13 protein-coding genes and 1 other RNA gene are annotated in these 11,922 nt (G+C 42.9%); 7 read left to right on the top strand and 7 right to left on the bottom strand.

Translation table 11 applies throughout. The features are described 5' to 3' along the window. The first annotated feature begins 32 nt into the window (after positions 1-32). Both G9Q97_RS23030 and G9Q97_RS23025 read left to right on the top strand, forming a co-directional pair. A complete protein-coding gene (locus G9Q97_RS23030; protein ID WP_166151334.1) occupies positions 33-2,129 on the top strand; it encodes a tetratricopeptide repeat-containing sensor histidine kinase in 2,097 nt (698 codons plus the stop codon). Further along, complete coding sequence (locus G9Q97_RS23025) at positions 2,123-2,869, top strand: LytR/AlgR family response regulator transcription factor (RefSeq protein WP_166151332.1); 747 nt, start codon at positions 2,123-2,125, stop codon at positions 2,867-2,869. Before G9Q97_RS23030 ends, G9Q97_RS23025 begins: the two co-directional genes overlap by 7 nt. Before the next feature lie 8 nt (positions 2,870-2,877). Here G9Q97_RS23025 and G9Q97_RS23020 read toward each other — a convergent pair whose 3' ends face one another. Continuing rightward, a complete protein-coding gene (locus G9Q97_RS23020; protein ID WP_166151331.1) occupies positions 2,878-3,684 on the bottom strand; it encodes a porin family protein in 807 nt (268 codons plus the stop codon). A 360-nt stretch (positions 3,685-4,044) separates the two neighbouring features. Between G9Q97_RS23020 and G9Q97_RS23015 the strand changes: the two genes are divergently transcribed. Beyond that, entirely contained in the window at positions 4,045-4,917 is an 873-nt protein-coding gene (locus tag G9Q97_RS23015) for an SDR family oxidoreductase (protein ID WP_166151329.1), read from the top strand. Between the two features lie 11 nt (positions 4,918-4,928). Here G9Q97_RS23015 and G9Q97_RS23010 read toward each other — a convergent pair whose 3' ends face one another. The 6 genes from G9Q97_RS23010 to ffs form a co-directional block, all read right to left on the bottom strand. Beyond that, the gene (locus G9Q97_RS23010; RefSeq protein ID WP_166151327.1) at positions 4,929-5,453 is read right to left on the bottom strand and encodes a hypothetical protein; all 525 of its coding nucleotides are present in this window, start codon (positions 5,451-5,453) and stop codon (positions 4,929-4,931) included. Between the two features lie 69 nt (positions 5,454-5,522). Next, on the bottom strand, positions 5,523-5,708 hold the full coding sequence (locus tag G9Q97_RS23005) for a CPXCG motif-containing cysteine-rich protein (protein WP_166151326.1): 186 nt from the start codon (positions 5,706-5,708) through the stop codon (positions 5,523-5,525). 176 nt (positions 5,709-5,884) lie between these two features. After that, entirely contained in the window at positions 5,885-6,598 is a 714-nt protein-coding gene (locus G9Q97_RS23000) for a cell division ATP-binding protein FtsE (RefSeq protein ID WP_166151324.1), read from the bottom strand. Between the two features lies 1 nt (position 6,599). After that, positions 6,600-6,803, bottom strand: a complete 204-nt coding sequence (locus G9Q97_RS22995; RefSeq protein ID WP_166151322.1) for a fructose-6-phosphate aldolase — start codon at positions 6,801-6,803, stop codon at positions 6,600-6,602. Between the two features lie 88 nt (positions 6,804-6,891). Then, positions 6,892-7,548: a fructose-6-phosphate aldolase gene (gene fsa / locus G9Q97_RS22990; RefSeq protein ID WP_166151320.1), complete on the bottom strand. Its 657-nt coding sequence runs from the start codon at positions 7,546-7,548 to the stop codon at positions 6,892-6,894. Positions 7,549-7,630: 82 nt separating this feature from the next. Then, positions 7,631-7,723, bottom strand: an RNA gene (gene ffs, locus G9Q97_RS22985) — signal recognition particle sRNA small type. Positions 7,724-7,880: 157 nt separating this feature from the next. Between ffs and G9Q97_RS22980 the strand changes: the two genes are divergently transcribed. The 4 genes from G9Q97_RS22980 to G9Q97_RS22965 all read left to right on the top strand — a co-directional run bounded on the left by G9Q97_RS22980 (position 7,881) and on the right by G9Q97_RS22965 (position 11,891). Next, positions 7,881-8,228: a hypothetical protein gene (locus G9Q97_RS22980; RefSeq protein ID WP_166151318.1), complete on the top strand. Its 348-nt coding sequence runs from the start codon at positions 7,881-7,883 to the stop codon at positions 8,226-8,228. 373 nt (positions 8,229-8,601) lie between these two features. Then, positions 8,602-9,948 carry a Gfo/Idh/MocA family protein gene (locus G9Q97_RS22975; protein ID WP_166151316.1) on the top strand — a complete coding sequence of 449 codons (1,347 nt, stop codon included), beginning with the start codon at positions 8,602-8,604 and terminating at the stop codon, positions 9,946-9,948. Between the two features lie 34 nt (positions 9,949-9,982). Beyond that, positions 9,983-10,591 (top strand): 3-keto-disaccharide hydrolase, encoded by a 609-nt coding sequence (locus G9Q97_RS22970; RefSeq protein ID WP_166151415.1) that lies wholly within the window; start codon positions 9,983-9,985, stop codon positions 10,589-10,591. Positions 10,592-10,751: 160 nt separating this feature from the next. Beyond that, positions 10,752-11,891, top strand: coding sequence for a 1-acyl-sn-glycerol-3-phosphate acyltransferase (locus G9Q97_RS22965; RefSeq protein WP_166151314.1), 1,140 nt, complete (start codon positions 10,752-10,754; stop codon positions 11,889-11,891). Positions 11,892-11,922: the final 31 nt, after the last annotated feature.

Genomic DNA, 11,922 nt, shown 5'->3' with positions numbered 1-11,922 from the left:
AGAAGTATTTTGTCCTCGGAATAAGTTGAATCATGAGGTTAATTGTTATTTGGATATGGATAATAACCCCTTGCCTGACGGCCTTAGGTCAGCAAAATGAATTGGACAGTCTCCGGCAAATTGTACAACGGACCGGTATTCCTGACTCTACTAAAATCATTCTATGGAATGAAATGGCTTATGCTTTTTATAGCATTAAGCCTGATTCCGGGATCTACTATGCTCAAATGGCAAGGAATCTGGCAGAAAAGCTGGAGCATGAACATTATCAGGCAGTTTCCTGGAACAACCTGGGCTCAAATTATTGGGCCAAAGGAGCGGATTCTTTGGCACTAAAAGCCTACATGGAGGCCATGAAAATACATACTTCTTTAAAAAATGATTTAGGTGCGGCAAAAGCCCTGAGTAACATGGCCCTGATCCAATACAATCAGTCCGATTTTCTGGAGGCCATTCGAAGTCATGAGGAGGCGATTTCCCGTTTCCAAACCATGAGCCATGTACCGGGGATTTATTATAACTTATCCAATTTGGGTGTGGTATACCTTTCTTTGGCAGATTACCCGAAAGCTTTGGCGGCTTTTTTTGAAGCTTTGAAATTGATGCCGGAAGAGGAGAAGATGTTACAGGCAAATCTGGCCACCAATATTGGTTTGGTCTATAAAAATACAGGAGAACTTGATACGGCCTTTAATTACCAGCAACGTGCCTATGAATGGTTTGAAAAAGCAGGAAACCAACAGGGCTTGGCCAACGCTTTGGGTAATATGGGAGTTATTCTGGATCAAAACAAAGCGCATGCAAAGGCATTGATTCATTTTAATAATTCCCTTGCCATAAACAAAGAAATTGGCAATCTCAGAAGAATAGGTAGTGACCTGACCAATATGGGAAGGGTACATTTAAATTTAAAGCAGTATGATTCAGCCTATTATTTCCATCTGCAGGCTATCCAGGCTTATGAGCAAACCAACGATCTGGAAAACGGGGCGATGAATTACCACTTGTTGGGAAACCTGATCGCTGCTATGCCACCTGATTTTTTGCCATTTGAGTCCATTACCGCCGAAAACAAAATCAGCAAATCACTGGAGTGGCAGGAAAAGGGAAGGGTTATGGCTTTGCGTTCAGGAGCAAAACCTTTGCTCCAGGATGTGTATTTAGGTTTGAGCAATACCCATGCGTTACAGAATGATTTTGAAAAAGCGCTATTCTGGCATAAAAAGCACCTGGAATTCAGGGATAGTATTTTTAATGATGAAAAACAAAAAGAATTGCTCCGCCAACAAGCCAGATTTGAATTCGATAAAAAGGAGATGCTTTTAAAAGCCTCCCATGAAAAGGCACTGGCTATGGGGAAAACAGCAGTGGAAGAACAAGCTTATAAAAAACAATTGATAGCAGGGGTATTTGTGTTTTTTGTGTTTTTCTTTCTGGTGGTCGCCGTTTTATACAAGAAAAAAAGAGATGCAAGAGAAAGGGAGCAGGAGGCAGCATTGAAACAAAAAATTGCAGAAACAGAAATGAAATGGCTCAAAGCTCAGCTCAATCCTCATTTTATTTTTAATTCCCTCAATGCGATCAGCGATTTTATTTTAAAGCATGACCCGATTACCGCAGACTATTACCTGGGTAAATTTGCAAAATTGATGCGCATGATTCTGGAAAAAAGTGGAGAACAAACCATTTCATTAAAGGAGGATTTGCAAATGCTGGAAATATACATGCAACTGGAGGCTTTTCGATTTAACGGTAAATTTTCCTACGTAATTGATCTTGAATCCGGGGTTGATTCCGATAAAATCCAAGTGCCTCCCTTATTGCTCCAACCTTATGTAGAAAACAGCATTTGGCATGGTTTTTCAAAAAAGAACGAAATTCCGGGTGAAATAAGGGTAGTCATCAGGAAATCAGGTAATGGGATTACCTTAATCGTAGAGGACAACGGCAAAGGCCTTGATGGACCGGAGCCACTTAAGAAAATCAAAAATGGGCACTCGATGGGGATGCGCCTAACTGAAGACAGGATATCGGTATGGAACCTATCCAGAAAGGCAAAAGCCAGGGTTCAGCATGGGGCTATGGATACAGGATATCGGGTAGAATTGGAATTGCCGGAATTATGCTGAATGCGATAATCATAGACGACGAAGACCACTGCAGAAGCAGGTTGGTAAATTTGCTGGAGGTATATGCAAATGGAAAAGTAAAGGTTTTGGGATCATTTTCAGATACAGCATCTTTGGATGTCTTTTTGGAAAGCAATGTCCCGGATGTTGTTTTTCTGGATATTGAATTGGATGAGGAGATTGTGTTTAATTGGTTAAATGGGAAAAAAGACCCGCCCTTTGCATTGGTATTCACAACAGCACATGAAAGGTATGCGATAGAAGCGATCAAAGCCAATGCCCTTGATTACCTGCTAAAACCCATTGACCCAGATGAATTGCTGCTAACATTAGAAAAAATTAAGTCAAAATCTGACCAGAAGCCCGGGGCTTTGAGCAGAGCTACGGAGGTTTTGCCTGCTTTTCACACGGCTAAAAAAAAGATTCCGATTCCTACACAAGAGGGGCTTGTTTTTGTGGAGTTGGACGAAATAAGCCACTTGCAAGCCGACGTAAACTACACAGTCATACATTTTCAAAACAAACAAAAAATCACTGTGGCCAAAACCCTCAAAGAATTTGAGTCCATGTTACAGGTATTGGGATTTTTCAGGGTTCACAACAGTCATCTGGTTAATCTTTCCAAAGTAAAGCAATTTAAAAAAGGGAAAGGTGGAACCCTGATTTTGGAAAATGGATCGCAAATAGACGTATCAACCAGAAAAAAAGAAGCATTGCTGACAGCTTTGCGGGCCATGTAGATCTACCTTCATGGGCTTTTTTCCATCACCACGCCTTCGGACAAACGGATGGTCGTTTTGGTTTCGCAATCTCCGGTTTCGGAATAAACCAATTCATGGATCACATTGCCTCCGCCAGTTCTCAAGACAGTCCAGGTTTCAGTCCCCGAAGTAGGTCTGAAAATAGCGCTGGACAGGCACTCATCCCCTGTTGTTTTCGATAGCTTAACCTTGATTTCATTTCCACTCCAATTTCTACCTGTCATGTCGCCAGTGCTGCTGATTGCTGTCAAGGCACCCGATTGAAACTGGGCTTGATGCTCAAGCCGTGGTTTGATACGGGTGCTGGAGCCAAAGTTGTTAACCAATAACAGCGAATCAGTTTCCTCAATCAGCAGTTTATTATCCGTACGTTTTCTGGCGATATAGAAAACCCTGCTGCCCTGTATCTTTGTGTTTTCTTGGTGGTAGTTTTGGAAATTCAGTTGAAGGGTGTCGTTGCTGCCCGGAGAAGGGAGGCTGTACTGAAGCTGGATGGAGCCCTCAAAATCCGAGCTGCCTGCATCTTCACAACCGGCTTGATCATAATTAAGGGTAAGGCTCAGGGAATCGGTGGAAAATAACACCGAAGGACAGCCAGGAAGGCTATCGGTAAAAGCCTTCTTTTTGAATGCTTCCAAATCATAAAAAGCGAGGTGCAGGTGTTCGTCCATGGATTTAGAAACCCAATAGGCTTCTTCCCCCTCATAGGACTGATCAATCTGCAATTCCCTGTTATTGTCCAGGTTGCAGGAAAACAATAAAAGGAACAGAAAGTATCTGAAAATAGATTTCATAAGCACCGTAACATTTTTCGCGTGTTTCCTAATCAGTTAATCGGCCAAAGATAAATAAACTTTAACCCAATCATTTGATTGATCATAAAATTACGTATTTTAAAATAAGTTTGCCTAAATACGGTAAGCTTGTAATATAGGGCATGCCGCAAGGGCCATAGGGCCCTGTCCCAATAGGATCGGGGCAAAATGCGGGAATCTTCCCGAAAGGCATGCTTCTTGGCAATTTAAAAACAACTATAAACACATGAAATCGAGCATGAGGTAGCCGTCACACACTGGGATGACTAACAACCATGCGAGATTCCATAGCCTGCCCCGACAAATCGGGGTGGCCATTAAAGAACAAATTATAGACACATGAAATATAATCAAGGTATGTTGGTGCCAGATGCGCTAAAGGATCAGGTGGTCCTGGTGACCGGTGGGGGCACGGGATTGGGAAAATCCATGGCCAGGTATTTTCTCACCCTCGGGGCCAGGCTGGTCATCAGTAGCCGGAAAATGGAAGTTCTGGAAAAGACAGCGGATGAATTGAGGGAACAAACGGGAGGGGAGCTGTTGCCTTTGGCTTGTGACGTGAGAGATTATGATCAGGTGGAAGAAATGTATGGGAAAGCCAGGCAGCATTACGGTAAAGTTGATGTGGTGGTCAACAATGCTGCTGCTAATTTCATATCTCCTACCGAGAGGCTTTCTGCAAATGCCTTTCATACCATCCTGGATATAGTGCTAAAAGGATCAGCAAACCTTACCCTGGTGGCAGGAAAAGAATGGATCAGGGAAAAGGTAGCAGGGACCTTCCTGAATATTGTGACCACTTATGCCTTTACCGGTTCTGCCTTTGTGGTTCCCAGTGCAGCGGCAAAAGCCGGTGTTTTGGCCATGACCCGATCTTTGGCCGTGGAGTGGGCTCCTTACGGTATTCGGACCAATGCCATTGCTCCCGGCCCCTTTCCAACGGAAGGAGCCTGGCAGCGACTATTGCCCGGAGAACTTGCAGATAAATTTGATCCTGCAAGAAGGGTTCCGCTGGAAAGGGTAGGGGAACATCAGGAATTGGCCAACCTGGCTGCTTATTTGATCTCCCCCTATTCGGCTTTTATCAATGGCGAAATCATTACCATAGATGGTGGTGAATGGCTTCAGGGTGCAGGCCAGTTCAATGGCTTGAGTTCCATCAAAAATGAATGGTGGGATGCCATGGAAGAGAAAAGGAAGGGAAAGAAGTGATGTGATACCGCTTAACGCTTGTCTTCCTTGAATACCGGCGCTTTTTTGAAAGGCAAAGTAAGGCTATGATCCCAATTGGGAAGCACCTTTTTGATGTTTCTTTCTTCCAGAGCGGTGGTCTCTATAAAGTACCAATTTTCCCGGTTTTCCGTGCCAACGGCGATTAGGTTACTGCTGCTGGTGAGGGTGCCTCCTGGTACCTTGGTGACAAGCGTAATGGGCACAATGGCGTGAATTTCATCTTTGACACTGACCGATTGGATCTGGTCTCCAAACTCCACGGAGGTCAAATGCTGTCCTTTTTTGTGTTTGGTTTCCTGGATCTGCTTCAATATGTTTTTCATGGCATCCCTGCCCCCGGCTTTTTCAATCAGCGAGGGATAAGTAAAATCAAGCAGAATCTCATGGTCCCCATGAAGCTGCGCATAGGCATAAATCTGGCCTGCCGTTTTGATTTCTTCCACGACCTGTGCCTGGCTTTGAAATGCGCGAAAAAATACCAATAAAAAGAGTGAAAAACCTAAATATCTAACCATATCCCTATCTAATTTATCACCTAAAATAAGGGCTGTGGCAGGATTTTCAAGGTTAATTTGAATAAAATTTCACTGTTCTATACCAGATGCATTAAACCAGTGAAGTTCTCCATTTTCTATTCCATAAGCTACCTGGATCGGATTGCAACAAATTTCACAATCTTCAATATATTCCTGCTCCGTCACACTGGGGTCCAGAAGCATGGAAATTTCAGCCAGGCAATAAGGACACTGAAAATAATGTTCAATTTCCATGGGACTTTATTTAATGGTTTACTTACTCTACTCCCATAGGGAAAATAAAGTTGCCCTTTTCAGCAAATTTTCCCCAATATGGATTTTCGGGAGATCTGAAATTAATTGTGCCTTTAAGGCTTGCTTTTTTTAAGCAGGAAGAATAGGATGCAGAAAAAAAGGTGCTGCTCTGACGGTCATAGACCAGAGCCAGAAAGCGAAATTTCCGATGTTTTGCTATCCAAAACCTGTCCGTTTTCACATTTAAGGATGCGGTAGGGGTATTTTTTCAGCAATTCGTAGTTGTGGGTTGCCATCAGGATGGCTGTCCCTTTTTTATTGATTTCCTGGAAGAGTTTGAATATGCCGTCTGAAACATCCGGATCAAGATTACCGGTAGGCTCATCTGCCAACAGAATGGAAGGCTCATTGAGCAGGGCCCTGGCGATGACCACACGCTGTTGTTCCCCACCGGAAAGTTGGTGAGGCATTTTGGTGGCGGCACCGCCCAGTCCCACGCCCATCAGCACCTCGATCATCCGGTTTTTCATTTTGATTTTGTCTTTCCAGCCAGTTGCTCGTAGCACAAAATACAGGTTTTCCGCAACACTGCGGTCGGGGAACAATTGAAAATCCTGAAAAACAATGCCCAGTTTGCGGCGCAAAAAGGGTATTTCCTTCTTTTTGATATTGGCTATGGAATATCCTACCACCTGGGCCTCACCCATAATCAATGGCAAGTCAGCATACAAAGTTTTGAGCAGGGAACTCTTTCCGCTTCCGGTACGGCCAATTAAAAATACGAACTCGTCTTTTTCAATATTGAAATTTACATTTTTCAGGATGGTATTGATCCCCTGAAAAATACAGGCATTGGTTACTTTGACCACAGGCTCATTAGAGAAAATCATATCAGAGGCTGAGTTTTTTTAGTTTGCCGAAAGGCAGTTCTTTAATCAATTGTTCCAATGCAGCTTCTTTGCCTTCCAGACCAAACTTCTCTATGTTCTTCAATGGACGATCCGCTCTGAAATAAGCTACCAAAACAAAATTTTCATCCCTGATCTGGATGTAATCCGGAATTTTGGCCTTTCCTTTCACTTTAATGATGTACATGACCAAGCGTTTTTTTGAGAGGTTTGCTTTCTTTTAGGACAATATATAACCAAAAAAGGACAGATGGAATACCTGTCCTTTGCTACTTTTATTTATTGGCTTTGGCATGATCTGCCAGAAATTGAGCCAGACCTTTATCTGTTAGGGGATGGTTCAATAAGCCTGTAATCACCTTTAAGGGACAAGTGACCACGTCTGCTCCCAGCTCTGCACACTTTACCAGGTGCATGGTGTGACGCACAGAAGCAGCCAATACTTCCGTTTCAAAGCCGTAATTTTGATAGATGTGGACGATCTGTGCAATCAGATCCAAACCATCAAAAGCGATGTCATCCAATCTTCCAATAAAAGGGGAAAGATAACTTGCCCCAGCCTTTGCTGCCAATATTGCCTGCCCTGCAGAAAAAACCAGTGTACAATTGGTTCGTATACCCTCACTGGAAAAATACTTGATGGCCTTGATACCATCTTTGATCATAGGTATTTTGACTACTATTTTGTCATCAATTTTTGCCAGGGCTTTGCCTTCTCTTATCATCCCGTCAAAATCTGTAGCGATTACCTCAGCACTGACTTTGTCATCTACTATATCACAAATGGCCTTATAGTGGTTCCTGACCTTGTCTTCTCCACTGATGCCTTCTTTGGCCATCAGAGAGGGATTGGTAGTTACTCCATCCAGTACACCCAGTTCATAGGCCTCTTTAATTTCTTCTAAATTCGCTGTATCAATAAAGAATTTCATTTTAATAAGTATGGTTTTTGATATATGCTGGTAAATTTAAATCAAAATTAGCAAAAAGCGGGAAGTGTTGGGGAAAAGGATAAAAAAATAAGCGGCATCGCACCGCTACAACCGCCTACCCTTGCTTCCTTCCGGACCTGGGGGATTTAGCAGGAGCTGGTCGTGCCGCTCATGACAAAGGTAAATAAAATTTTTACATCGTCAAAAAAATTTATTGCCCCAACAGCTAATGGCTTTAGGTTCAAACGATAAACTTTTGGCAAAATTATTGTACTTGTATTGGTTAAAATTGATAAAGGCTGTCAATTTATTATTTAACGCAAATGCATGTAATGAAAAGAACATTGAGTATTTTGAGTTTGGTATTTTTAATGGGTTCCTGTGCTTTGTTTCAGCCTAGAATCCCCTATCAGTTGGGAATGTCCGAAAGTAAATTTCTGAGACAAAATAAAGATGCAGTTATCAGCCAGTTGAACAATGAAAAGAAAGTGTACCGGATCAACAAAGATGAGCGCTTTTATTTATTGGCCACCTTTGAAAATGATGTATTGGTGAGTTTGGAGGAAAAGGAATTGACTCCTCAATGGCCACAGCAGCGGATGATGGATCCCAATAATCCAAATTATAACAACAATAGATACCAGAATCAACCCAATGAGGAAGGCCCCAACAGAAATTAAGGATGGTATTTGAGTCATGAAATCGCACATTACGAAACCGGCATGGAAGGATTTCCCGGTAGCCGCCTTAACTATCGGGGCAAAGGCAATATTCCTCCGGATGCCTGTAGCCCTTGGTAGGGGGCAAATTATTGGCTTTTGCAACAAAAAATAAATACGTCAAAACTATTATCAACAAACAAAACCAATTTTAACTACCAGGTCAAAAAAATCTCTTCCACATCAGGAAGGGATTTTTTTGTGAATGTTATGGGGCCTAATGGGGAATGAGAAGAGAGATAGCTTAAATTATTTATTAAGTTTATCTCATTGTATAAAAATATGTTTTAATATTTGGCTATATTTATTCTTTGTTTGGATCAAACTGATAATTATGGAAAATAACCGACGTCAATTTTTAAGAAGATTGAGCCTTGCCGGAGCAGCTTCGGCATTGGCACCAGCAGCCTTTGCCCATCAGGAATCACCTGAATACACCCACATGAGGAGACAGCAGCAGGATGCTGCAGCCAGTGAGCTTAAAATAGCACTAATAGGGGCCGGGATTATGGGGACCCAGGACATGAACACCGCACTTCAGCATGACAATGTACAAATAACTGCAGTTTGCGACTTGTATGATGGCAGGTTGGAATCAGCCAAAGAAAAGTGGGGAAATCATTTGTTCCTGACCAAGGACCACAAAGAAATTCTTAAAAGGAAGGATATTGATGCTGTATTGATTGGGACACCAGATCACTGGCACAAACAGATCAGTATAGATGCCCTGAATGCCGGAAAACACGTGTACTGCGAAAAACCCATGGTGCACCATGTGTCCGAAGGAAAAGAAGTGATTGATGCCTGGAAAAAATCGGGTAAAGTTTTTATGGTTGGCAGTCAGGGTATTTCCAGTCTGGGAAATGAGAAGGCCCGGGAGCTCCTGGCATCAGGAGCCATAGGCGACATCAATTATGCAGAAGGGTTCTGGGCCAGGCATTCTCCTGAAGGGGCATGGCAATACCTGGTTCCCAATGACGCCTCTGAAAATACGGTGGACTGGCAACGCTATATTTCCAATACCAAATCAAGGGAATTTGATCCGTTGCGGTTTTTCAGGTGGAGAAATTACCTGGATTATGGCACCGGCATGTCAGGTGATCTTTTTGTACATTTATTTACCAGTCTTCATTTCATTACCAATTCTCTGGGTCCTGATAAAGTATCAGCGATGGGTGGATTGAGGTATTGGAAGGATGGCAGGGAAGTACCCGATGTGTTGCTGGGGATGTTTCAATATCCGGACAGTGAACAACATCCTGGTTTCAACCTTTCATTAAGGTGTAACTTTGTAGACGGTACCAGCGGAACCACCTACCTTAGGATTGTGGGGAGCAAGGGATCTATGGATGTGAAGTGGGATGAGGTAGTCGTGAAAACCAATCAGCAGACGGCCAGTGATGATCCTTTTATGGAAGCACAGGCAAAAATGAGAGGAGCTGCAGCCGACAGGAAAAGGATACTTCCACCCAATGAAATGGTATACAAAGTGGAGCCGGGATATAAAGGGGCTCATTACGATCATTTTGGCAACTTTTTCCAGGCCATCCGTGAAGGAGGGAAGGTAGTAGAGGATCCGGTTTTTGCTTTTCGTGCCGCAGCACCTGCATTATTGTGCAATGACAGTTATTTTCAGGATCAGTTTATCCAATGGGATCCCGTAAATATGAGTTTGGTATAAATTTCAATCAGATAAGTAAAACCTAGAACAAATGATGAAAACAATTGTAAAAAGTGGTAGCCTGGTACTGGCTGTGGCCCTGTTGTTGTCCTGTGCCTCATCTTCCGGAGAGAAAGAACTTTTTAATGGAGAAGACCTTTCCGGGTGGACCATATATGGGACGGAAAAGTGGTATGTGGAAGACGGGATTTTGGTTTCTGAAAGTGGGCCAGATGCAGAATATGGTTATTTGGGAACAGAGGAAAACTACAAGGATTTCGAGTTGACAGCGCAATTCAAGCAGGATCAGGACGGCAATAGTGGTATTTTCTTCCGATCCACATTTGAAGGCACCAAGGTGTCCGGATGGCAGGTGGAAGTGGCTCCTCCCGGCAATGATACAGGAGGGATTTATGAGTCCTATGGCAGGGGCTGGTTGATCAAGCCAGATCCCGAAAAGGACAAAAACCTGAAATTCGGAGAATGGAATGATATCAAAATCCGAGTAGAAGGCGATCATGTTACCACCTGGTTAAACGGGGTAGAAATGGTAGATTATACCGATGAAAAAATCGGAGAAGGAGAGGGGCAGATTGCCTTACAGATTCACAGTGGCGGAGGGTTGAAGATTTCATGGAGAGACATCAAAGTAAAGACCCTGTAAAAATTACATGTTTACCTTTCAACCACCTTTAGGATCGTAAACCCATGAAACAAAAAGCCCTGAAAAATTCGGGGCTTTTTTGTTTCAGTACTATTGTTTGACAAAAGGAAGGAACCTTTGGGCCATTTTTTGTAATTTGCACCCTATTAATAGATAAAGTATGTCCAAATTTGATTCGATAAGACCTTTTTATGATAGTGAAGTCAACCGGGCTTTGATGGAAGTGGCCGCTCATCCCATGATGAAAGCCATGATGAATTTTACTTTTCCTGATAAGACGGATGAAGAATGGACAGAGCAGTTGCTAAAAACGCATTCTATACGAGACTTTCAGATCAACTTCATATACCATTCCGTGCAAAAGGTTCTGGCCATCAGTTCAAATGGACTGACAACCTCAGGCTTTGGAAAGCTGGAGCCCAATACGGCCTATTTGTTTATTTCCAACCACAGGGATATCATCCTCGACACCTCCCTTTTGAACACCACCTTGTACGAGCACGGTCTGCTCATGACCACATCTGCTATTGGGGATAATCTGGTCAAGAAACCGTTCTTAAAAACCTTATCCAGGCTTACGCGGAATTTCATCGTTCACAGGGGGCTGAGCCATAAGGCCATGCTGGAATATTCCCTGCTGAATGCTGAATTTATTCGTGAGGCCATTTTCTCCCAGAACAGGTCGGTGTGGATTGCTCAAAGAGAGGGCAGGACGAAAGATGGGATGGATTTGACCCAGAAAGGGGTGTTGAAAATGCTGTCCAAGGCCTGCGGAGAGATGCCTTTAAAGGATTATTTTATCAGGCTTAAGATTGTGCCGGTATCCATTTCCTATGAAAATGATCCTACCGATATGCTTAAAATGCCCGAGCTTTTGGCCAAGTCCCGGGAAGAGGCTTATGTAAAGCAAAAAAATGAGGACTTTATAACCCTTATGAGTGGTATAATGGGGCAAAAGAAGCGAATTCACATCTCGGTAGGTGAGATCCTGGATAAGGAAATAGAGGCAATATTTGAAAAGGAAAAAACGGTCAATAAGCAATTGCAATTGCTGGTGGAGGAACTGGATAAAGAAATTGTGAAAAACTACCGGCTATGGCCTACCAACTACATTGCCCTGGATTTGCTCAACAAATCAGAAGAACACAAAGATCAATATACACCTCAGGAAAAAGATGAATTTGAGGCAAGAATGAGGGAGGGGGTGGAATTGAATGATCCGGTGGCTGTAAGAAATTTCCTTGCCATGTATGCCAATCCGGTCATCCATAAAGAGAAAATGCAATTATTGGCTACTTAGAATTTTTTTAAGTTTTTGGGGTAAGTAACAG

It is taken from the genome of Cyclobacterium plantarum (assembly GCF_011290685.1).
Classification (GTDB): Bacteria; Bacteroidota; Bacteroidia; order Cytophagales; family Cyclobacteriaceae; genus Cyclobacterium; species Cyclobacterium plantarum.
This window is presented reverse-complemented; position numbering and strand designations above follow the sequence as displayed.